Origin of the sequence: Streptomyces sp. NBC_01571 (assembly GCF_026339875.1) — a bacterium.
Taxonomy (GTDB): Bacteria; Actinomycetota; Actinomycetes; order Streptomycetales; family Streptomycetaceae; genus Streptomyces.
Genome location: NZ_JAPEPZ010000001.1, coordinates 6,131,084 through 6,151,732, shown reverse-complemented (window position 1 = coordinate 6,151,732; position 20,649 = coordinate 6,131,084). Strand labels below are relative to the sequence as shown.

At 71.0% G+C, this 20,649-nt stretch carries 20 protein-coding genes; 4 read left to right on the top strand and 16 right to left on the bottom strand.

The features are described 5' to 3' along the window. Window positions 1-62: 62 nt before the first annotated feature. The 8 genes from OHB41_RS27900 to glmS all read right to left on the bottom strand — a co-directional run bounded on the left by OHB41_RS27900 (window position 63) and on the right by glmS (window position 8,782). On the bottom strand, window positions 63-251 hold the full coding sequence (locus tag OHB41_RS27900; protein WP_266700868.1) for a hypothetical protein: 189 nt from the start codon (window positions 249-251) through the stop codon (window positions 63-65). Between the two features lie 159 nt (window positions 252-410). Continuing rightward, window positions 411-944 (bottom strand): tRNA (adenosine(37)-N6)-threonylcarbamoyltransferase complex ATPase subunit type 1 TsaE, encoded by a 534-nt coding sequence (gene tsaE, locus OHB41_RS27895; RefSeq protein ID WP_266700867.1) that lies wholly within the window; start codon window positions 942-944, stop codon window positions 411-413. After that, window positions 910-2,148 (bottom strand): alpha/beta fold hydrolase, encoded by a 1,239-nt coding sequence (locus tag OHB41_RS27890; protein WP_266700866.1) that lies wholly within the window; start codon window positions 2,146-2,148, stop codon window positions 910-912. Before OHB41_RS27890 ends, tsaE begins: the two co-directional genes overlap by 35 nt. A gap of 179 nt (window positions 2,149-2,327) precedes the next feature. Beyond that, window positions 2,328-3,479 (bottom strand): alanine racemase, encoded by a 1,152-nt coding sequence (alr, locus tag OHB41_RS27885; RefSeq protein WP_266700865.1) that lies wholly within the window; start codon window positions 3,477-3,479, stop codon window positions 2,328-2,330. A gap of 115 nt (window positions 3,480-3,594) precedes the next feature. Continuing rightward, window positions 3,595-4,512, bottom strand: coding sequence for a L,D-transpeptidase family protein (locus tag OHB41_RS27880; protein ID WP_266700864.1), 918 nt, complete (start codon window positions 4,510-4,512; stop codon window positions 3,595-3,597). Between the two features lie 398 nt (window positions 4,513-4,910). Next, the gene (locus OHB41_RS27875) at window positions 4,911-6,356 is read right to left on the bottom strand and encodes an NAD(P)H-hydrate dehydratase (RefSeq protein WP_266700863.1); all 1,446 of its coding nucleotides are present in this window, start codon (window positions 6,354-6,356) and stop codon (window positions 4,911-4,913) included. 47 nt (window positions 6,357-6,403) lie between these two features. Beyond that, on the bottom strand, window positions 6,404-6,775 hold the full coding sequence (locus OHB41_RS27870; protein ID WP_266700862.1) for a holo-ACP synthase: 372 nt from the start codon (window positions 6,773-6,775) through the stop codon (window positions 6,404-6,406). A gap of 159 nt (window positions 6,776-6,934) precedes the next feature. Continuing rightward, window positions 6,935-8,782: a glutamine--fructose-6-phosphate transaminase (isomerizing) gene (gene glmS, locus OHB41_RS27865; protein ID WP_266700861.1), complete on the bottom strand. Its 1,848-nt coding sequence runs from the start codon at window positions 8,780-8,782 to the stop codon at window positions 6,935-6,937. A gap of 232 nt (window positions 8,783-9,014) precedes the next feature. Here glmS and coaA point away from each other — a divergent pair, with 232 nt between their 5' ends. Then, window positions 9,015-9,983 carry a type I pantothenate kinase gene (gene coaA, locus OHB41_RS27860; protein WP_266700860.1) on the top strand — a complete coding sequence of 323 codons (969 nt, stop codon included), beginning with the start codon at window positions 9,015-9,017 and terminating at the stop codon, window positions 9,981-9,983. A 44-nt stretch (window positions 9,984-10,027) separates the two neighbouring features. Continuing rightward, window positions 10,028-10,966, top strand: a complete 939-nt coding sequence (locus OHB41_RS27855) for a DUF389 domain-containing protein (RefSeq protein ID WP_266700859.1) — start codon at window positions 10,028-10,030, stop codon at window positions 10,964-10,966. On the opposite strand, the gene glmM is transcribed toward OHB41_RS27855, so the two are convergent. The 3 genes from glmM to rplM all read right to left on the bottom strand — a co-directional run bounded on the left by glmM (window position 10,963) and on the right by rplM (window position 13,492). Then, window positions 10,963-12,321 (bottom strand): phosphoglucosamine mutase, encoded by a 1,359-nt coding sequence (gene glmM / locus OHB41_RS27850; RefSeq protein WP_266700858.1) that lies wholly within the window; start codon window positions 12,319-12,321, stop codon window positions 10,963-10,965. The genes OHB41_RS27855 and glmM overlap by 4 nt on opposite strands. Before the next feature lie 163 nt (window positions 12,322-12,484). Continuing rightward, window positions 12,485-13,006, bottom strand: coding sequence for a 30S ribosomal protein S9 (gene rpsI / locus OHB41_RS27845; protein WP_060895271.1), 522 nt, complete (start codon window positions 13,004-13,006; stop codon window positions 12,485-12,487). 42 nt (window positions 13,007-13,048) lie between these two features. Then, window positions 13,049-13,492 (bottom strand): 50S ribosomal protein L13, encoded by a 444-nt coding sequence (gene rplM / locus OHB41_RS27840; protein ID WP_168529673.1) that lies wholly within the window; start codon window positions 13,490-13,492, stop codon window positions 13,049-13,051. A 727-nt stretch (window positions 13,493-14,219) separates the two neighbouring features. Between rplM and OHB41_RS27835 the strand changes: the two genes are divergently transcribed. Together OHB41_RS27835 and OHB41_RS27830 are read left to right on the top strand one after the other, a co-directional pair. Beyond that, window positions 14,220-15,638 (top strand): IS1182 family transposase, encoded by a 1,419-nt coding sequence (locus tag OHB41_RS27835; protein ID WP_526025027.1) that lies wholly within the window; start codon window positions 14,220-14,222, stop codon window positions 15,636-15,638. Between the two features lie 218 nt (window positions 15,639-15,856). After that, the gene (locus tag OHB41_RS27830) at window positions 15,857-16,738 is read left to right on the top strand and encodes a hypothetical protein (RefSeq protein WP_266700857.1); all 882 of its coding nucleotides are present in this window, start codon (window positions 15,857-15,859) and stop codon (window positions 16,736-16,738) included. A 105-nt stretch (window positions 16,739-16,843) separates the two neighbouring features. Here OHB41_RS27830 and truA read toward each other — a convergent pair whose 3' ends face one another. The 5 genes from truA to rpsM form a co-directional block, all read right to left on the bottom strand. Then, window positions 16,844-17,710 (bottom strand): tRNA pseudouridine(38-40) synthase TruA, encoded by an 867-nt coding sequence (gene truA / locus OHB41_RS27825; RefSeq protein ID WP_266700856.1) that lies wholly within the window; start codon window positions 17,708-17,710, stop codon window positions 16,844-16,846. 91 nt (window positions 17,711-17,801) lie between these two features. Next, complete coding sequence (gene rplQ, locus OHB41_RS27820) at window positions 17,802-18,299, bottom strand: 50S ribosomal protein L17 (RefSeq protein WP_266700855.1); 498 nt, start codon at window positions 18,297-18,299, stop codon at window positions 17,802-17,804. 193 nt (window positions 18,300-18,492) lie between these two features. Beyond that, complete coding sequence (locus OHB41_RS27815; protein WP_003966937.1) at window positions 18,493-19,515, bottom strand: DNA-directed RNA polymerase subunit alpha; 1,023 nt, start codon at window positions 19,513-19,515, stop codon at window positions 18,493-18,495. Window positions 19,516-19,669: 154 nt separating this feature from the next. Further along, entirely contained in the window at window positions 19,670-20,074 is a 405-nt protein-coding gene (rpsK, locus tag OHB41_RS27810; protein ID WP_003956432.1) for a 30S ribosomal protein S11, read from the bottom strand. 64 nt (window positions 20,075-20,138) lie between these two features. Then, window positions 20,139-20,519 carry a 30S ribosomal protein S13 gene (rpsM, locus tag OHB41_RS27805; RefSeq protein ID WP_266700854.1) on the bottom strand — a complete coding sequence of 127 codons (381 nt, stop codon included), beginning with the start codon at window positions 20,517-20,519 and terminating at the stop codon, window positions 20,139-20,141. Between the last annotated feature and the right edge of the window lie 130 nt (window positions 20,520-20,649).

Genomic DNA, 20,649 nt, shown 5'->3' with positions numbered 1-20,649 from the left:
CCACACCCCACCCGCACAGTCACACGCACCCGCACACCGGCGCACCCAGGCCCGGCGGAGCCCTACGCTGCGCTACGGGACCGCTCGTCCCCCCGACCGGCCTCGGACACCGGCGCCCGCGGCGCCCGCGGCGGCCTCGACACCGCCTCGGCGGCGGCGCACGACGCCAGCAGATCCCGCATCGACACCCCGGCCACCGCACCCGCCTGCTGCGCCGGCAGGTCGCGCCCGTCACGTTCTGATGCCGACATGGACGCCTCCTGGGGCTTCGGGGGCAAGCAGTTAGGTACACCTAACTACGACCTGATCTCCATGTGACCACGGCCGGGATGCCGAACGCAACATCTTGCCGACGACTTGTCGGAACCCGTGCGAACGCACGGCCCCGCGTCGAAACCTGAAGCCGGGGGCTACACCGTGAGCACGTTCAGGTCGGCGCTCGCCCAGCGCGCGCCGAGCCCGGTCAGCGTGACGTGCCGTACCTCGTCCGTGGTGTCGCCCACCGCCCGGTGGATGACGACGTGCAGGCGGTCGTCAGTCAGCTCCTCGACCTTGCCCTCGCCCCACTCCACGACGATCACCGAGTCGGAGAGCGACACGTCGAGGTCGAGGTCCTCCATCTCGTCGAGCCCGCCGCCCAGCCGGTACGCGTCCACGTGCACGAGCGGCGGACCGTCGACCAGGGAGGGGTGCACGCGGGCGATGACGAACGTCGGGGACGTGACCGCGCCCCGCACGCCCAGCCCCTCGCCGAGTCCGCGGGTCAGAGTCGTCTTGCCCGCGCCGAGTTCCCCGTTGAGCATCACCAGATCGCCCGCGCGCAGCAGCTCGGCCAGGTGAAGGCCCAGCTCCCGCATCTGTTCGGGCGAGTTGACGGTGACGTGGACGCCGGCCCGCGCGGCGGCGGGCTCAGCCGGGTTGTGCGGTGCTGTTGGTGCTTCCATAGCCACCCACGGTAGCCCCTGCCGGGACGGCGCCCGCGCGCATCAGAAGGTCGGCGACGCGGTCCATGACCACCTCGGGGCGCTCCAGCATGACCAGGTGTCCGGCGTCCGGTACGAGCACCAGCTCGGCGTCCGGCAGCAGGTCGGCGATCGCCTCGCTGTGCTCGCTCGGCGTCACCATGTCCCCGACGCCGGCCAGCACCAGCACCGGCAGATCGGCGAAGCGCGCCAGCGCCTCGGTCTTGTCGTGGTCGGTGAAGGCCGGGTAGAACTCCGCGACCACGTCGATCGGCGTGCCCTCGATCATCCGTTCGGCGAACCGCGCGATGGCCGGGTCGACGTCCCGGGAGGCGAACGAGTACCGCTTGATGATGCCCGCGAACAGGTCGGCCGTGGCCCGCCGCCCGCGCTCCACCAGGGCGGCCTGCTGACCGAGCGCCTTCAGCACCCCGGGCAGCACCCGCCGTACCACGTTGACGCCCGCGACGGGCAGCCCGAAGTTGACCTCGCCGAGCCGCCCCGACGACGTACCGACGAGGGCGGCGGCGACGACCCGGTCCCTGATCAGCTCGGGGTACTGGTCGGCGAGGGCCATGACGGTCATGCCGCCCATCGAGTGCCCGACCAGCACGACCGACCCCTCGGGCGCGGCGGCGTCGATGACGGCCTTCAGGTCGCGGCCGAGCTGGTCGATGGTGACCGGCGTGCCGTCCTTCGACTGGGCGACCCCGCGCCCGGAGCGGCCGTGACTGCGCTGGTCCCAGTGCACCGTGCGCACCACCCCGCGCAGCGCGGCCCGCTGGAAGTGCCAGGAGTCCTGGTTGAGGCAGTAGCCGTGGCAGAAGACGACCGTGACGGGAGCCGGGGCCTTGCGTCCGAAGAGCCGGCGGCGGCGCGGGGTGAACGTGACGTCCTGCTCGATGTCGTCCACCTCGTAGTACAGCTCGGTGCCGTCGTCCGCGTACGCCTTGCCCGGGGTACCGCGCAGGGAGCCGTACGGGCCGGTCGAGTCGAGCGCGAGCCGCGCCTTGTTCCGCATGCCGCGGCCGACCGTGAGCCTCTCTATGGCGACTCCGGCCGCGGCGCCCGCGGCGACCACGCCTATGGCGACGCCGGCGATACCGGCCTTGCGCCAGCTCCCGGCGGCGGAGGCGACGGCCGCCGCGGCGACGTCCGTCACGGCCTCCGCGCTGCTCTCGCTCACGTACCGCTCCTCTTCGCCGGGATCTCGTCCACTGATGCGTCCGTTGGTATCGGTGGTGCTGGTGGTGCTGGTGGTGCTGGTGGTGCTGGTGGTGCGTGTCGTGCTCTTGGTGCTGCTGTGACTGACGCCCCCGCTGGGGTCCGCATGTCCTGTTGTCCTGCACGGGGCACTCTGTGCGGTTACCCGTCCTGTTCCCTGTTCACGTGTACGCGCGGCACCCGGGTTCCGATCCGGGTGACGATTTCGTAGGCGATCGTGCCCGCCGCCCGTGCCCAGTCCTCGGCGGTCGGCTCCCCGCGGTCGCCCGGGCCGAAGAGGACCGCCTCCGTGCCGGGCTCCGGCTCGTCCCCGCCGAGGTCGACCACGAACTGGTCCATCGCGACCCGGCCCGCGACCGTCCGCCATTTGCCCCCGACCAGCACCGGGCCGGTACCGGAGGCGTGCCGGGGGATGCCGTCCGCGTAGCCGACGGGGATCAGGCCGAGGGTGGTGGGGACCGGAGTGACGTAGTGGTGCCCGTAACTGACGCCGTGCCCCCCCGGTACGTGCTTGACCAGCGCCAGCGACGCGCTCAGCGTCATCACCGGGCGCAGCCCGAAGTCGGCCGGGGTGCCGATCTCGGGGCTGGGCGAGATGCCGTAGACCGCGATCCCCGTACGGACGAGGTCGAAGTGGCTCTCGGGCAGGGTCAGCGTGGCCGGCGAGTTGGCGATGTGCCGCACCTCGGGGCGCACGCCCCGCTCCTCGGCGTACGCCACCATCTCGCGGAACAGGGTCAGTTGGGCCCGCACGGAGGGATGGCCCGGCTCGTCGGCGCAGGCGAAGTGCGACCAGAGGCCGGTGATCCGGACGCGTCCCCCGGCCTCGGCGCGCAGGGCCTCCGTGACCAGTTCGGGCCAGTCGGCGGGCTGGCAGCCGCTGCGTCCGAGCCCGGTGTCGGCCTTGAGCTGGACACGGGCCGGGACACCGGCGGCCGTGGCCGCCGCGACGACCTCCCGCAGCGCCCACATCCCGCTGACCGACACGTCGAGGTCGGCCTCCACGGCCTCCCGCCAGGGGCCCCCCGGGGTCCACAGCCAGCACATGACGCGCCCCGGGATGCCCGCCGCCCGCAGGGCGAGGGCTTCCTCGGGGGTGGCGGTGCCGAGCCAGGTGGCGCCGGCCTCCAGCGCCGCGCGGGCGCACGGGACCGCGCCGTGGCCGTACGCGTCGGACTTGACCACGGCCATCAGGGCCGCGGACGGCGCGTGGGCGCGCAGGGTCCGCACGTTGGCCCGCAGGGCGGCCAGGTCGATCTCTGCGCGGGCGCGCAGCGGTGCTGTCTCGTTCATCGCGCCCCCAGTGTCTCAGAGGGGTCCGACGGCCCCCCTGTGCCGGTGCCCTTCGGGCGGCCCGCACGGTCTCGGACGATCTCCGGCTCCCACGGACTCGGACGACGCCGGACGGTCAGGTACCGGCCCTGTGGCCCCACACGGACACCCGGTCGCCCTTCCTGAGCACGTTCCACAGCGAGCGGGCGTCGGCGAGGCGCAGATTGACGCAGCCCCACGAGCCGTGCCGGTCGTAGACACTGCCGTAGATGGCGTGGAAGGCCTGGCCGCCGCTGAAGAACTGGCTGTACGGCATGGGGCTGTTGTACAGCGTCGACCAGTGGTTCTTGTGCTTCCAGTAGATCTTGAACTGGCCGGTCCTGGTCCGGTACCCGGCCCGCCCGCTGCGCATCGGCACCGGTCCCCACAGCACCTTCTTCCCCTTCTGCACCCAGGTGAGCTGCCGGGTCAGGTCCACGCAGGCGACGCGGGAGGAGCGGACGGGGCACTTCCCGGCCGCGTTCGGGTTCTTGCGCGCGGACAGCAGCTGCATACGGGCCCAGGTCACGGGTCCGGCGAAACCGGTGATCGGCTTGATCCCGTGGCGGGACTGGAACGTCCGGATCGCGCGGCAGTCGCCGCCGGACTGCCGGCCGTCCACCCTCAGCTTCAGCCAGCGCTCGACCTGGCGCTGGTAGGGGCCGGTCCGCCTGCTGCACGACAGGGCCCTGTCGGCGGCGCCGGCCGGCGGGACGTACTCGATCAGGGCGTCCGCCTCGGCGGTGGCATCCCGCGGTTCCACGGCGTCCTCGCGGGCGCTCGGCGTGTATGCCTCCGGCGGGAGCATCTGGTCCGGCGTGTCCGCCGGCCCCTGCCACGACAGGCGCGGGCCGGGCGCCACGCCGGGCACCAGGAACCCCGTGGCCGCCGCCCGGCCGGGCACCAGCAGGGCCTCCGGGCCGGGCGTCAGGGGGCCGTCCGCGTCGGCCAGGGCGGTCTGTGCGGGCAGTACCGTCAGCAGCGCCAGCATCACCACCGCGCTTCGGCAGGCCATTCGTCTGCTCATCATCATGCGATCAGCGATACGCAACGCGGGGGCGCGAGGGGGTGAGCCGCGCGGACGGGGTCCCCCGTTATGGGCAACGCCCCAGCCTCTTTCGCCCCCCCGCCCCTACCCGACCCGTCCTGTCCCTGGGGCTCCACCCCAGACCCCGCCAAAGGGGCTGCGCCCCCTGGACCCCCGCTCGCCCGAAGGGCTCGTCCTCAAACGCCGGACGGGCTGACATGCATGACCCCGGGCGTCAGCCCTCGAGGGCGCCCCATCAGCGCGGGCCCGCATCTCCAGCCCGTCCGGCGCTTGAGGACAAGGCCCTTAAGGCCGAAGCGGGGGTCTGGGGACGGAGCACCCAGGGACGGGTCGGGTAGGGGCGGCGGGGGCGAGAGATCCCCGGGTCAGCCCATCACGTCGCGCCAAGCGTCCCGTACCGCCTCCGCGACGTCATGCGCCCCCACCGGAGCCCCCTCCGCCGCAAGCCGCCCCGCCAGCCCATGGAGATACGCCCCCACACTCCCCGCGTCCAACGCCGACAGCCCCGACGCGAGCAGCGACCCGGCAAGCCCCGACAGCACATCCCCGCTCCCCGCGGTGGCCAGCCACGCGGTCCCCGTCGGATTCACCCGCACCACCCCGCCCCCCGGATCGGCGACCAGCGTCGTCGACCCCTTCAGCAGCACCGTCGCCCCGTACCGCGCCGCCAGCTCCCGCACGGACGCCAGCCGGGCCCTCTCCACCGACTCCCGCGACACCCCGAGCAACGCCGCCGCCTCCCCGGCATGCGGGGTCAGCAGCGTCGGCGCGGTACGCCCGCGCACCGTCTCACGGTCCGCCAGCCGCAGCCCGTCCGCGTCGACGAGCACCGGCACCTCCGCCTCCAGCACCTCGGCCACCGCCGACGCGTCGTCCCCGGCGCCGGGCCCCACCACCCACGCCTGCACCCGCCCGGCCCGCGCGGGCCCCAGGTCCGACACCAGCGTCTCGGGGAAACGGGAGATCACGGCGTCCGCCGCGGGCCCGACGTAGCGCACCGCCCCCGCCCCGCCGCGCAGTGCCCCGGAGACGGCGAGCACGGCGGCGCCGGGATACCGGGCGGACCCGGCCGCGATCCCCACCACGCCCCGCCGGTACTTGTCGCTCTCCGCCCCCGGCGCGGGCAGCCGCGCCGCCACGTCCACGTGCTGGAGGGCTTCCAGTTCGGCCGCGTCGGGCAGATCGAGCCCGATGTCCACGAGGCGCACGGAACCGGCGTACTCGCGCGCCGGATCGATCAGCAGCCCCGGCTTGTGGGTCCCGAAGGTCACCGTGAGATCGGCGCGGACCGCCGGACCCCGGACCTCTCCGGTGTCCGCCTCGACACCGCTCGGCAGGTCCACGGCGACCACCACCGCACGGGAGTCCGCGGCGAACTCCGCGAGCGGCGCCGCGTCGGGCCGCAGACCGCCCTCGCCCCCGATCCCCACGATGCCGTCGACGACGAGGTCGGCCCGCCGGATCAGTTCCCGCGCGGTGCCGAGGAAGCCGTCCCCGCCCGCGACCGTGCCGCCGCCGGCCCGTCGCAGCGCGGCCAGCCCCGTGGCATGGGTGCGTTCGGGCGCGAGCAGCAGCGCGGTGACGCCCGCCCCGCGCCGGGCGAGGCGCGCGCCCGCGTACAGCGCGTCCCCGCCGTTGTCCCCGCTGCCGACCAGCAGCACGACCCGGCTGCCGTACACCCGCCCCAGCACGTCCGCGCAGGCGGCGGCGAGTCCGGCGGCCGCCCGCTGCATCAACGCCCCCTCGGGGAGCCGTGCCATCAGCTCCCGTTCGGCGGCCCTCACGGTCTCCACGCTGTACGCAGTACGCATGGGACCGAGTCTCCCGTACGGAGCCCCTCCGTGCCGCCCCGGCCGCGCTACCCCTCCGCGATCACCACCGCCGAAGCCACGCCCGCGTCATGGCTGAGCGACACATGCCACGACATGACGCCCAGTTCGGCCGCGCGTGCCGCCACGGTGCCCCGCACCCGCAGCCGCGGCCGGCCGCTGTCCTCGACATAGACCTCGGCGTCCGTCCAGTGCATTCCGCCCGGAGCGCCCAGCGCCTTGGCGACCGCCTCCTTCGCGGCGAACCGCACGGCGAGCGAGGCGATGCCCCGGCGCTCCCCGCTCGGCAGGTGCAACTCCTGCTCCAGGAAGAGCCGTTGGGCCAGCCCCGGCGTACGCTCCAGCGACGCGCGGAACCGGTCGATCTCGGCCACGTCGATACCGACCCCGATGATGCTCATGCCGAGCACCCTACGACCGTCCCGCCCGCCGTCCCGCTATCTCCCGCCGCCGTCCTGTCACGGCTCCGCTCCGGTCCCGGGAACGGGACCGGAGCGGCCCGCACCGCGGTGGAACCGGTCCGGTGGCCGCCCCGCGCCCGAAGCGGCCACCGGACGCGCTCACTCCACCGTCACCGACTTCGCCAGGTTGCGCGGCTGGTCCACCTCGTTGCCCCGGGCCGTCGCCAGCTCGCAGGCGAACACCTGCAGGGGAACCGTGGCCACCAGCGGCTGGAGCAGGGTCGGGGTCACCGGAATGCGGATCAGGTGGTCGGCGTACGGCACCACCGCCTCGTCGCCCTCCTCCGCGATCACGATCGTGCGCGCGCCCCGGGCCCGGATCTCCTGGATGTTGGACACGATCTTGTCGTGCAGGACGGACCGGCCGCGCGGCGAGGGCACGACCACGACGACCGGCAGGTCCTCCTCGATCAGCGCGATCGGCCCGTGCTTCAGCTCGCCCGCCGCGAAGCCCTCGGCGTGCATGTACGCGAGTTCCTTGAGCTTGAGGGCGCCCTCCAGCGCGACCGGATAGCCGACGTGCCGGCCGAGGAACAGGACCGTCCGCTTGTCCGCGAGCGTCCGCGCCAGTTCCCGTACCGGCTCCATGGTCTCCAGGACCCGTTCGACCTCGCCGGAGATGTGGGACAGGTCCCGGATCACGGCCTGGATCTCGTCGCCCCACTTGGTGCCGCGCACCTGGCCGAGATACAGCGCGACCAGGTAGCAGGCCACCAGCTGGGTGAGGAACGCCTTGGTCGAGGCGACCGCGACCTCCGGGCCCGCGTGCGTGTAGAGCACCGCGTCCGACTCGCGCGGGATCGTCGAGCCGTTGGTGTTGCAGATCGCCAGCACCTTGGAGCCCTGTTCCCGCGCGTGCCGCAGCGCCATGAGGGTGTCCATGGTCTCGCCGGACTGGGAGATCGCGATGACCAGGGCACGCGCGCCCAGGATGGGGTCGCGGTAGCGGAACTCGCTGGCCAGCTCCACCTCGCACGGGATCCGCGTCCAGTGCTCGATGGCGTATTTGGCGATCAGCCCGGCGTGGAAGGCCGTACCGCAGGCCACGATGACGACCTTGTCGACCTCCCGCAGCTCGCGCACGGGAATCCGCACCTCGTCCAGCCTGAGCGAGCCACCCGCGTCGATGCGGCCGAGGAGCGTGTCGGCGACCGCCTTGGGCTGCTCGGCGATCTCCTTGAGCATGAAGTAGTCGTAGCCGCCCTTCTCGGCCGCCGCCGCGTCCCAGTCCACGTGGTACGAGCGCACGTCGGCGGGCCGCCCGTCGAAACCGGTGACCGTCACGCCGTCCCGGCGCAGCTCCACCACCTGGTCCTGGCCCAGCTCGATCGCCGACCGCGTGTGGTCGATGAACGCGGTGACGTCCGAGGCGAGGAAGGCCTCGCCCTCGCCGACCCCCACCACGAGCGGCGAGTTGCGGCGCGCGCCCACCACCACGTCCGGCGTGTCGGCGTGCACCGCGACCAGCGTGAACGCGCCCTCCAGGCGCCGGCACACCAGCCGCATCGCCTCCGCGAGGTCGGCGCAGACCGAGAACTCCTCGGCGAGCAGGTGCGCGACCACCTCGGTGTCGGTCTCGGAGACCAGCTCGTGGCCGCGCTCGGTGAGTTCGGCGCGCAGTTCGGCGAAGTTCTCGATGATCCCGTTGTGGACGACGGCGACGCGGCCCGCGTTGTCGAGGTGCGGATGCGCGTTCGCATCCGTGGGGCCGCCGTGGGTGGCCCAGCGGGTGTGCCCGATCCCGGTCGTCCCGGTCGGCAGTGGCCGGTCGACCAGCTCCTTCTCCAGGTTGACCAGTTTCCCGGCCCTCTTCGCCGCGGCCAGTCCGCCGTCCGCCGGTACGGCGACGCCCGCCGAGTCGTACCCCCGGTACTCCAGTCGCTTCAGTCCGGCCATCACCACGTCAAGCGCCGACTGCGACCCCACGTATCCCACGATTCCGCACATGCGCGCAGCCTAAGGGCCGACACCCGCCGCATCTCGGCATCCCGTGCCCGATATCGGAAATTCCAGCCGCCTTCCCGCACCCGTCCCGGGGACCCCGATCACTCCCGGACGTTCCCGGAGCGCCCCCGGAGCGCCCCTCGGGCGACGTCCGGACGACCCCGCGTGACGGACCCCACGCCCCACCCCGTCCACACTCCCGTAACAATGGACTGTGATCTCTCCGGTCTCCCCGATGCCCCGGAGCGCCCACCGGCACAAGCCGGAGGCGACTCCCTACGTCGATCTCACCCGTGCCGAGTGGAGCGCGCTGCGCGAAAAGACGCCGCTGCCGCTGAACGCCGAGGAGGTCGAGAAGCTGCGCGGTCTGGGCGATGTCATCGACCTCGACGAGGTGCGGGACATCTATCTGCCGCTGTCCAGACTGCTGAATCTGTACGTCGGTGCCACGGACGGGCTGAGAGGGGCGCTGAACACCTTCCTCGGCGAGAAGGGCTCGCAGTCCGGCACCCCGTTCGTGATAGGCGTGGCGGGGTCGGTCGCCGTCGGAAAGTCCACCGTCGCCCGCCTTCTCCAGGCCCTGCTCTCCCGCTGGCCCGAACACCCTCGCGTCGAACTCGTGACCACTGACGGCTTCCTGCTCCCCACCAAGGAGCTGGAGGCACGTGGCCTGATGTCGCGGAAGGGCTTCCCCGAGTCGTACGACCGCCGGGCCCTCACCCGGTTCGTCGCCGACATCAAGGCGGGCAAGGACGAGGTCACCGCCCCTGTCTACTCCCACCTCATCTACGACATCGTCCCCGGCCGGAAGCTCACGGTCCGCCGCCCCGACATCCTCATCGTCGAAGGCCTGAACGTGCTCCAGCCCGCCCTGCCGGGCAAGGACGGCCGCACCCGCGTCGGCCTCGCCGACTACTTCGACTTCAGCGTGTACGTCGACGCCCGCGCCGAGGACATCGAGGCCTGGTACCTCAACCGCTTCCGCAAGCTGCGCGCCACCGCCTTCCAGAACCCCTCCTCGTACTTCCGCAAGTACACCCAGGTCTCCGAGGAGGAGGCACTCGACTACGCCCGCACGACCTGGCGGACCATCAACAAGCCCAACCTGATGGAGAACGTGGCCCCCACCCGTGGCCGCGCCGCCCTCGTCGTCCGCAAGGGTCCGGACCACAAGGTGCAGCGCCTCAGTCTGCGCAAGCTGTAGTCCCCCGCGGCCACCGGCGGTTCGCTGCGGCTACCCTGCGCGGCATGCTGCATCTGCGTCTGATCACACCGGCCGGACGGACCGACGAGGTGGTGCGCCTGATCGGGCGTACGGTCGGCACCACCCATCTCGTCGTGCTGCCCGGCGCCGCCCGCGACCCGGCCGGGGACGTCGTCATGTGCGACGTCGCACGCGAGGCGGGTGACGAACTGATCGGCGCGCTGAGGGAGTTCGACCTCGACCGGACCGGCTCGATCGCCGTCGACAACATCGACCTGTCGCTCTCCCGGCGCGCCGACAGGGCCGAGGAGGAGGCGCCGGGCGAGGGGACGGACGCGGTGCTGTGGGAGCACCTGGCGGACGCCTCGCACGAGGAGTCGACGCTCAGCGTCACGTATGTGGCGCTGCTGGCGGTCGCGACGATGCTCGCGGCCTGCGGTGTGATGCTGGACAACGCGATCCTGATCGTCGGCGCGATGGCCGTGGGACCGGAGTTCGGGCCGCTCGCCGGGATCTCGACGGCGCTGGTGCGGCGCGCCCCGCACCTGGTGTGGCGGTCGCTGTGGGCGCTGCTCGCCGGATTCGCCCTCGCCATGGTGCTGACCGCGGGCTTCAGTCGGCTCCTCGACGGCCTGGGCCTGTTCGAGAAGGCGATGGTGGAGGCGCCCCGGCCGAACACGGCCTTCATCTGGAAGCCCGACTGGATGTCGTTCGTCGTGGCCTTCCTCGCGGGGATCGCGGGCACCCTCTCCCTCACGTCCGCGAAGTCGGGCGCGCTGATCGGCGTCGCGATCTCGGTGACCACAGTCCCGGCGGCGGCGAACGCGGCGGTCGCCCTCAGCTACGCGGACTACTCCCAGACCTGGGGCTCCACCTGGCAGTTGCTCGCGAATCTGGGCGGCATCGTGCTCTCGGGCACGCTCACCCTGCTCGCCCAGAAGTGGTTCTGGGCGAGGCAGCGTGCGGTGACACCCCTCGGTTAGCCGAGCGAGGACTTCACGGCGTCCGCGAGCCGGCCGGCCACCGACCGGGCATGGTCGATGTCGGCGGCCTCGACCATGACCCGGACGAGCGGCTCGGTGCCGGAGGGACGCAGCAGCACCCGTCCGGTGGTGCCGAGTTCACGCTCGGCCTCGGCGACCGCGGCCGCCAGCTCGGCGGAGCTGTTCACCCGCGAGCGGTCGACGTCGGGGACGTTGATGAGGACCTGCGGCAGCCGCTCCATGACGGACGCGAGGTCCTGGAGCGTACGGCCCGTCTGGGCGACCCGGGCCGCCAGCATCAGGCCGGTCAGCGTGCCGTCGCCGGTCGTGGCGTGGTCGAGGATGATCACATGGCCGGACTGCTCGCCGCCGAGCGCGTACCCGTGCTGCTTCATCTCCTCCAGGACGTAGCGGTCACCGACCGCGGTCTGGATGAGGCCGACGCCCTCGCGCTCCATGGCGAGCTTGAAACCCAGGTTGGACATGACCGTCGCGACAACGGTGTCGGAGCGCAGTGCGGAACGCTCCCGCATCGCCAGCGCGAGTACGGCCAGGATCTGGTCGCCGTCCACCTCGGCGCCCGTGTGGTCCACGGCGAGGCAGCGGTCGGCGTCACCGTCGTGCGCGATGCCGAGATCGGCGCCGTGCTCGACGACGGCGGCCTTGAGGAGGTCGAGGTGCGTGGACCCGCAGCCGTCGTTGATGTTCAGGCCGTCCGGGGCGGTACCGATCGTGACGATCTCCGCGCCGGCCCGCGCGAAGGCCTCCGGGGACACCCGGGCGGCGGCACCGTGCGCCTCGTCCAGGACGACCTTGAGACCGTCGAGACGGTTCGGGAGCACACCGATCAGGTGGGCGACGTACTGGTCGAAGCCCTCGTCGTACGAGCGCACGCGCCCGACACCCGAACCCGTGGGCCGGTCCCAGGGAGCACCGGTGCGGTGCTCGTCGTACACGGCCTCGATCCTGTCCTCCAGCTCGTCGGCGAGCTTGTGCCCGCCGCGGGCGAAGAACTTGACGCCGTTGTCCGGCATGGCGTTGTGGCTCGCCGAGAGCATCACACCGAGGTCGGCACCCAGCACACCGGTGAGGTACGCCACCGCGGGGGTGGGCAGCACACCGACGCGCAGGACGTCCACGCCCGCGCTGGCCAGGCCCGCGACCACGGCGGCCTCCAGGAACTCCCCGGACGCGCGCGGATCCCGCCCGACCACCGCCACCGGCCGGTGGCCCTCGAACGTACCCGCCTCGGCCAGCACATGCGCCGCCGCTACGGAGAGACCGAGCGCGAGCTCGGCCGTCAGATCCGCGTTGGCGACACCGCGCACGCCGTCCGTGCCGAAGAGTCGTCCCACTGGTGTCCTCCTGATAATGCTCAGTATTCGGAAGTCATCCGATCATGCAAGCCTTTGAGCGCCTTGTGCCGTTATACGCCCTGGGCTGGTGATAAACGAACGCCCCGACGGCACACAGCGTGCCGCCGGGGCGAACGGTCGTACGAATACCAGCAGGCGGTGATTAACGCTTGCTGTACTGCGGGGCCTTACGGGCCTTCTTGAGACCGGCCTTCTTGCGCTCGACCGCACGGTCGTCGCGCTTGAGGAAGCCGGCCTTCTTCAGCGCCGGGCGGTTGTTGTCGACGTCGGCCTCGTTCAGCGCGCGGGCGACACCGAGACGGAGCGCACCGGCCTGACCGGAGACGCCGCCACCCGAGATACGGGCGATGACGTCGTAGCGGTTGTCGAGCTCGAGCACCTTGAAGGGCTCGTTGACTTCCTGCTGGTGCACCTTGTTGGGGAAGTAGTCCTCAAGGGTGCGACCGTTGATCTTCCACTTGCCGGTGCCCGGGACGATCCGGACGCGGGCGATGGCGTTCTTGCGACGGCCCAGGCCGGCGGCCGGCTGCGGGTCGCCGAAGCGGCCCGCGAGCGACTCCGAGGTGTACTCGCCCTCGACGGGGACCTCGGACTCGGTGGTGTAGTTCTCGATGTCGACGAGCTCAGTCTCTTCGACCGGCTGCTCAACGGTGGTCTCGGCCACGATTCTCCTCAGATTCTTTTTCGTCTTAGGGGGTGGCCGGAACTACTGCGCGACCTGGGTGATCTCGAACGGGACCGGCTGCTGCGCAGCGTGCGGGTGGTTCTCGCCCGCGTAGACCTTCAGCTTCGAGAGCACCTGACGGCCCAGGGTGTTCTTCGGAACCATGCCCTTGATGGCCTTCTCGACGGCCTTCTCGGGGTTCTTCGCCAGCAGCTCGTCGTAACGGACGGAGCGCAGACCACCCGGGTAACCGGAGTGGCGGTACGCCAGCTTCTGGGTCTTCTTGTTGCCGGAGAGGTGCACCTTGTCGGCGTTGATGATGATGACGAAGTCACCAGCGTCTACGTGGGGCGCATAGATCGGCTTGTGCTTGCCCCGCAGGATGTTCGCTGCAGTGGTCGCCAGACGACCCAGGACGACATCCTGGGCGTCGATGACGTACCACTGGCGAGTGATGTCGCCGGGCTTGGGGCTGTACGTACGCACGGTCGTAGCCTTCGCTTCTTCAGTGAGTGGGTCCTGACATGGCCACCACGGACGATCACGACAGCCCTGACCGCACCTCGGTGACGCATACCGAGTGCTGGTCGCTGGTCATCGGCCCCGGTGGACCGGTGTAAGGGCCCCTCACGTGAGAATGAGCAAGCCAATACACATAACGAACTGCAAGAGTACCCGCGCTTCCCCGGACGGGTCAAAACGCGGCTCCTGCGGCAGGCGCCGCGGGGTCGTCCGGGCGGATGGGCACGCCTCTCGACTCCGGGCGCTGCGCGCCCCGAGGCCGCTCCCGGCCGCACGGCCGCCGCTGCAGCCTGCACTCCCAGCGTAAGCCAGTCCGGGAGGACGCGCCGCGCCCCCGGACCGGTGCCCGTGTGAGGAACCCCACGGGATCCGCCTCCGCCCGACGCTCCCTGCCCTGCCCCCCGCCCCCGCCCTCGCGCGCCGGCGCCGACGCACCCGAGCCCGTCTCCGTCACGGGTGCGCACGACACCTCCGCCGCCGAGCCCACCGGAAGGCATGACGCACCAACCACCCGGAGATGTCAGTTTTGCCCGTGCGCGGTCAGGTCACGCTAGGAGCGTGTCTCAGTAACCGGCAACCCGCCTGCGGTTCGTGATTATTCATACGGGATGATCACGGTATGCGTGGTGGCGAGGGGCTGTTCGAGGTCGAGCCGGTCGGGAAGAAGCGGCCGCAGGGTCAGCTGGCGGCGGTGGACAAGACGTTTCGGCCCTTCGATCCGCATCAGGTCCTGCTGCTGCCGCCGTCGCTGGACGACTGGCTGCCCGAGGGCCACCTGGCCCGGTTCGTCGCCGACCTGGTCGATGAGGTGCTCGACCTCGGACCGGTCCTGGCGGACTACACCGAAAAGCGCGGCTACCCGCCCTACGATCCGCGGCTGATGGTACGACTGCTGATCTACGGCTACACCACCGGCGTCCGCTCCTCCCGGGCGATCGAGCGCCGCCTGGCCGACGATGTCGCGTTCCGGTTCCTGGCCGCCGGCCAGGAACCGGACTTCCGCTCGATCGCCCGCTTCCGCCGCCGCCACCTCGACGCGCTGGCCGGTCTGTTCACCCAGTCCCTGCACCTCGCACAGACACTCGGCATGGTCAAGATGGGACGCGTCGCGCTGGACGGCACGAAACTGGAGGCCAGCGCCTCCAAACACAAGGCGATGAGCTACGGCCGCCTGGTCGACAAGGAAGAGCGGATAGAGGCCGAGATCGCCGCTCTGGAAGCGAAGGCCCACGCCCTGCTGACCGACGCCGAGGCCGCCGACGAAGCCGAGGACGACACCTTCGGCGTGGACGGCAAGGAGGCGGACCTGCCCGCCGAGCTGGACCGGCGTGAGAAACGCCTGGCGAAGCTGCAGGCCGCCCGCGCGCAGATCGAGGCCGAGGCCGCCGCCAAGGCCCGCGCCCACGCCGAGGACAAGGAACGCCGCCGTCAGGAACGTGCCGCCAGCAGCGACGAGCAGGCCGTCACCGACGCCGGGGAAGCGGCCGCCGCCAAGGCCCGTCCCAAGCCCAAAGCCCAGGCCAACTTCACCGACCCCGACTCGCGGATCATGAAGAACAGCGACGGCGCCTACATCCAGGCCTACAACGCCCAGGCCGTCGTCGACGAAGAACACCAGGTCATCACCGCCGCCGACGTGACGACCAACCCCTCCGACGCACTGAACTACACCACGATGCTCGACCAGTCCGCCCACAACACCGGCATCCACCCCAAGCAGGCCCTGGTCGACGCCGGGTACTGCTCCGAGACCAACCTCGAAGCCGCGAACGAGCGCCAACTGGCCTGCGGCACCGACACCTTCATGGCCACCGGCCGACTCGCCCACGACGAGCAGGTCCCGCCCGCTCCACGCGGACGCATCCCCAAGGACGCCACGCTGAAGGAGCGCATGGCCCGCAAACTGCGGACCAAACCCGGCCGGAAGGCATACAGCCGCCGCAAAGCCATCGTCGAACCTGTCTTCGGACAGGTCATGACCTGCCAGAACGGCCGCCAGCTCCTCCTGCGTGGCGAGGACGGCGCCCGCGGTGAGTGGCGACTGCTCGCCGCCTGCCACAACCTCCGCAAGATCTTCCGACACTCCGGGCTCGCCGCCCAGGCCGGCTGACCAGCCAGGCCCCCCGGCCCACGCCACAGGCCCTACCAGCCGAACAACAGCCGGGAAGGACCCAACCACGGCCTCACAGGTGCACACGAAACGGCCGCGACCGATCCCATCGATCACGGCCAGCGAGCCCCTTGCTCGTTACCGAGACACGCTCCTAGGGGCTCAGGTATCCCCCGGTGCGGAACCGCACCCCCCAACGCCCGTCTAAGATGCGCCCCATGAGCTATGGGCAGGGTGGGCAGGGGGAGCCCCCGTGGGATCCGTGGAAGCCTGGTTCGCAGCAACCCGACTGGGGCAGCGGGAACCGGACTCCGGACTGGGCGGCACTCGCCGAGGCGTCCGAGACGCGCAACAGGCGCCGCAGGCTGCTGGTGATCGGCGGCTCGGCGATCGCCACGCTCGCGGTCGGCGCGGCCGTCGCCGTGGCCGTCGTCTCCGCGAACGGCGACAACACGGCGTCGAACCAGTCCGGCAAGCTGCCCAGCACCACGGCCATCCCGAGCGACACCACCGCGTCGGCGCCCTCGTTCGCGCCGACCTCGGCCCCTCCGCCGCTGGATCCGACGGACTTCATATCCAGCGTCAAGAAGGACACCGCTCCGCTCAGCCCGGACATCCTCTTCCCCGGTTCGCAGCTGACCGTGGGTGACCGCGTCTACCGCAAGGGCCCGACCGCCTCGACGACGAAGTGCGCGACGGGCGTGCAGCGGACGCTCCCCAAGGTCCTCACCGACAACGGCTGCACCCGGCTGATGCGCGTCACGTACAGCAAGGACGGCGTCGCCGTGACCGTCGGCGTCGCGATCTTCGACACCAAGGCCCAGGCGGACAAGGCCAGGGCCCAGGCGGACAGCAAGAGCATCATCACCTCGCTGCCCGGCCAGGGTGTCGCCACCTTCTGCCGCACGTCGGTCTGCCGCTCGACCACCAACTCCGTCGGCCGCTACGCCTACTTCACGCTGGCCGGCTTCACCAACGGCAAGGACGTGACGACCAAGAACGCCGAGGTCTTCACCACCGGCGACGACCTGGCCGAATTCACCTTCCGCCAGATCCGCCGCCGCGGCGAGGCACAGGCCTCGTCGGCGGCCAACCGGTAGCTCCCGGCCGGCCGCCGCCGGTGGACCGGGCTGCTCCCGGCCGCCGCGTACCGGGCGGCCGGACGCCCGCGCGGCCCGCCGGGGCCACCTGGCCGCCGTGGCCGTCTAGCAGGTGTCGCACCCCGGGGCCCCGGGCAGGGTGCGCTTGTTGCGCGCCTCCTTGTTGCGCGCGGCCAGCAACTCGTCCGCGGGATAGCCGACCTCCTCCAGCGTCAGCCCGTGCGGCCGTACGACATGGACGGCCGAGTCCCGTACGCCGGCGGCCAGCACCTTGCCGGGCCACTCGGGCCCGCGATGCCCGTCCCCCACGAACAGCAGCGCCCCGATCAGCGAACGCACCATGTTGTGGCAGAACGCGTCGGCGCGGACGGTCGCGGTGATGATCCCGTCGTCCCCGCGCACCAGGCTCAGCTCCTGGAGCGTACGGATGGTCGTCGCACCCTCGCGCTTCTTGCAGTAGGCGGCGAAGTCGTGCTCGCCCACCAGCCCGGCCGCCGCCCGGTTCATGGCGTCGACGTCCAACGGCCAGTCGTGCCACAGGACGTGATTGCGCAGCAGCGGATCCACACCCCCCGCATGGTCGGTGACGCGATAGGCGTAGCGCCGCCAGATCGCCGAGAAGCGCGCGTTGAAGCCGGCGGGCGCCTCGGCCAGGGACCACACCCGCACGTCCTTCGACAGCCGCCCTGCCAGCCGCTTCAGCAGCTTCTCCCGGTGCTCGGCCCACAGCTCCGCCGGCAGATCGACGTGCGCCACCTGCCCGCGCGCGTGCACCCCGGCGTCGGTGCGCCCGGCCACGGTCAGCTCGTACGTCGTGTCCTTCGTCCGCGTCACCGTTCGCAGCGCGTCCTCGATGTCGCCCTGGACCGTCCTGCGGCCACTGGCCTGCTTCGCCCACCCGGAGAACGCGCTCCCGTCGTAGGACAGGTCCATCCGCACCCGTACGAACCCGGGCTCCGCTTCGTCACTCACTCCTGGATCCTCTCAAGCCCGGCTTCCCCGCCAGAACGCGAGAGCGGGCCCGCCCCCGAAGGGACGGACCCGCTCACAGCAAGGCAGTGCCTCAGGCGTCCTTCGACTCCTCGGCGGGAGCCTCAGCGGCGTCCTCGACCTTGGTGTCCTCGACCTTGGCCGGAGCCTCGGCGTCCTTGGCGGAACGCTTGGTGGCCGCCTCGGCCTCACCGGTGGCCTGCTGGGCCACGGTCAGGGCCTCCACCAGTTCGATGACGGCCATGGGCGCGTTGTCGCCACGGCGGTTACCAATCTTGGTGATACGGGTGTAGCCACCCGGACGGTTCTCGTAGCGCGGGCCGATCTCGGTGAAGAGCGTGTGCACGATGCTCTTGTCCGTGATCACCGAGAGCACCTGACGGCGGTTGTGAAGGTCACCCTTCTTCGCCTTGGTGACCAGACGCTCCGCGTACGGGCGCAGGCGACGGGCCTTCGCCTCGGTGGTGGTGATGCGGCCGTGCTCGAAGAGCGACTTCGCGAGGTTCGCGAGGAGCAGCTTCTCGTGCGCGGCGCTGCCGCCCATACGGGCACCCTTGGTGGGCTTCGGCATGGTGTTTCTCCTAGGTGTCTGCCCCGGCCGTATCAGGTACCGAGGTCAGTGTCCGAGCGGGCGATTGCCCGTCGGAGATCCGGCCGCCTCTCACAAGGCGCCCGGAGGACCCACGCCCCCGAGGGGGCGTGGGGAGCTGCGCGACCGGCCAAGGACCGGCCCGCAGCCTGGAACCGCAGCGGAAGCCGAGCTCTCAGTACTGCTCGGTCTCCACAAAGCCCGCGTCCGCGTCGTCATCGGCGCCGAAGGCGTCCGCGGCGGCGGTCGGGTCGAATCCGGGCGGGCTGTCCTTGAGGGCCAGGCCCATGCCGGCCAGCTTCGCCTTGACCTCGTCGATGGACTTCGCACCGAAGTTGCGGATGTCCAGGAGGTCGGCCTCCGAGCGGGCGACGAGCTCACCCACGGAGTGGATGCCCTCACGCTTGAGGCAGTTGTACGACCGAACGGTGAGCTCGAGCTCCTCGATCGGCAGGGCGAGATCAGCGGCGAGGGCGGCGTCCGTGGGGGACGGGCCCATGTCGATGCCCTCGGCGTCGATGTTGAGCTCACGGGCCAGACCGAACAGCTCGACCAGGGTCTTGCCGGCCGACGCCATGGCGTCGCGGGGACGCATGGCCTGCTTGGTCTCGACGTCGACGATCAGCTTGTCGAAGTCGGTGCGCTGCTCGACACGGGTCGCCTCGACCTTGTAGGTGACCTTCAGAACGGGCGAGTAGATGGAGTCGACCGGGATACGGCCGATCTCCTGGCCCACCTGCTTGTTCTGAACGGCGGAGACGTAGCCGCGACCGCGCTCGACGGTCAGCTCCATCTCCAGCTTGCCCTTGCCGTTGAGCGTGGCGAGGACGAGGTCGGGGTTGTGCACCTCGACACCGGCCGGGGGCGCGATGTCGGCGGCGGTGACCAGACCCGGACCCTGCTTGCGCAGGTACATCACGACCGGCTCGTCGTGCTCCGAGGAGACGACGAGCTGCTTGATGTTGAGGATCAGGTCGGTGACGTCCTCTTTGACGCCCGGCACGGTGGTGAACTCGTGCAGCACGCCGTCGATGCGGATGGACGTGACCGCCGCACCCGGGATCGAGGAGAGGAGGGTCCGACGCAGGGAGTTGCCGAGGGTGTAGCCGAAGCCCGGCTCCAGCGGCTCGATCACGAACCGGGAGCGGAATTCGTCGACGACCTCTTCGGTCAACGAGGGACGCTGAGCGATCAGCATGTGTGGATCAGATCCTTCTTTCGTGGACGCCCGCTATTTGACGTCCGACAAAACCGTGCGTTTTCACCGCACGGGTACTGCAAGGGTACGGGCGATACGGCCCTTTCACAGAGCCGTACCGCCCGGAAACCTCGAACCGACAAGCGGCCGTGCGTCAGACGCGGCGGCGCTTGGGCGGACGGCAGCCGTTGTGCGGGGTGGGGGTGACGTCCTGGATGGAGCCGACCTCGAGGCCGGTGGCCTGGAGGGAGCGGATCGCGGTCTCGCGACCGGAGCCCGGACCCTTCACGAAGACGTCGACCTTGCGCATGCCGTGCTCCTGCGCGCGGCGGGCGGCCGACTCGGCGGCCATCTGCGCGGCGAAGGGGGTGGACTTGCGCGAGCCCTTGAAGCCGACGTGGCCGGCGGAGGCCCAGGAGATCACGTTGCCCGAGGGGTCCGTGATGGAGACGATGGTGTTGTTGAACGTGCTCTTGATGTGAGCGTGCCCGTGAGCGACGTTCTTCTTTTCCTTGCGGCGCACCTTCTTGGCAGCGCCCTGACGACCCTTGGGGGGCATCTAATACTCCTACGGGAGGTGGTCGGTCCTACAGCGAAGACCGCTGATAAGCGTCCGCTGAGGACTACTTCTTGCCCGGCTTCTTCTTACCGGCGATGGCGCGACGCGGGCCCTTGCGGGTACGAGCGTTCGTGCTGGTGCGCTGACCGTGGACGGGCAGGCCACGACGGTGGCGCAGACCCTGGTAGCAGCCGATCTCGACCTTGCGGCGGATGTCGGCCTGAATCTCGCGACGGAGGTCACCCTCGGTCTTCAGGTTGGCGTCCACGTACTCGCGGATCTTGACCAGCTCCTCCTCGGAGAGGTCACGAACGCGGGTGTTCGGGTTCACGCCGGTCTCGGCCAGCGTCAGCTGGGAAAGGGTCCGGCCGATGCCGAACACGTAGGTCAGGGCGACCTCCACACGCTTTTCGCGCGGGATGTCAACACCGGAAACGCGTGCCATTCAATGGCTCCAGTTGTCGTTCGGAGGTCTTCCGCAGAACCGGATCCCGCCCGCCGTCCTCTTCTCTGCTGAAGATTCGGTACGAACCGGGTCCCCGGCCTCCGACCGGGGGTGTCAGGCCTGATGGGAA

Coding starts and splice junctions, on each gene's coding strand:
- OHB41_RS27900 (WP_266700868.1), bottom strand. CDS start 251: ATGTCGGCATCAGAACGTGACGGGCGCGACCTGCCGGCGCAGCAGGCG.
- tsaE (WP_266700867.1), bottom strand. CDS start 944: ATGGAAGCACCAACAGCACCGCACAACCCGGCTGAGCCCGCCGCCGCG.
- alr (WP_266700865.1), bottom strand. CDS start 3,479: ATGAACGAGACAGCACCGCTGCGCGCCCGCGCAGAGATCGACCTGGCC.
- OHB41_RS27880 (WP_266700864.1), bottom strand. CDS start 4,512: ATGGCCTGCCGAAGCGCGGTGGTGATGCTGGCGCTGCTGACGGTACTG.
- OHB41_RS27875 (WP_266700863.1), bottom strand. CDS start 6,356: ATGCGTACTGCGTACAGCGTGGAGACCGTGAGGGCCGCCGAACGGGAG.
- OHB41_RS27870 (WP_266700862.1), bottom strand. CDS start 6,775: ATGAGCATCATCGGGGTCGGTATCGACGTGGCCGAGATCGACCGGTTC.
- glmS (WP_266700861.1), bottom strand. CDS start 8,782: ATGTGCGGAATCGTGGGATACGTGGGGTCGCAGTCGGCGCTTGACGTG.
- coaA (WP_266700860.1), top strand. CDS start 9,015: ATGCCCCGGAGCGCCCACCGGCACAAGCCGGAGGCGACTCCCTACGTC.
- OHB41_RS27855 (WP_266700859.1), top strand. CDS start 10,028: ATGCTGCATCTGCGTCTGATCACACCGGCCGGACGGACCGACGAGGTG.
- OHB41_RS27830 (WP_266700857.1), top strand. CDS start 15,857: ATGAGCTATGGGCAGGGTGGGCAGGGGGAGCCCCCGTGGGATCCGTGG.
- rplQ (WP_266700855.1), bottom strand. CDS start 18,299: ATGCCGAAGCCCACCAAGGGTGCCCGTATGGGCGGCAGCGCCGCGCAC.
- OHB41_RS27815 (WP_003966937.1), bottom strand. CDS start 19,515: ATGCTGATCGCTCAGCGTCCCTCGTTGACCGAAGAGGTCGTCGACGAA.
- rpsK (WP_003956432.1), bottom strand. CDS start 20,074: ATGCCCCCCAAGGGTCGTCAGGGCGCTGCCAAGAAGGTGCGCCGCAAG.
- rpsM (WP_266700854.1), bottom strand. CDS start 20,519: ATGGCACGCGTTTCCGGTGTTGACATCCCGCGCGAAAAGCGTGTGGAG.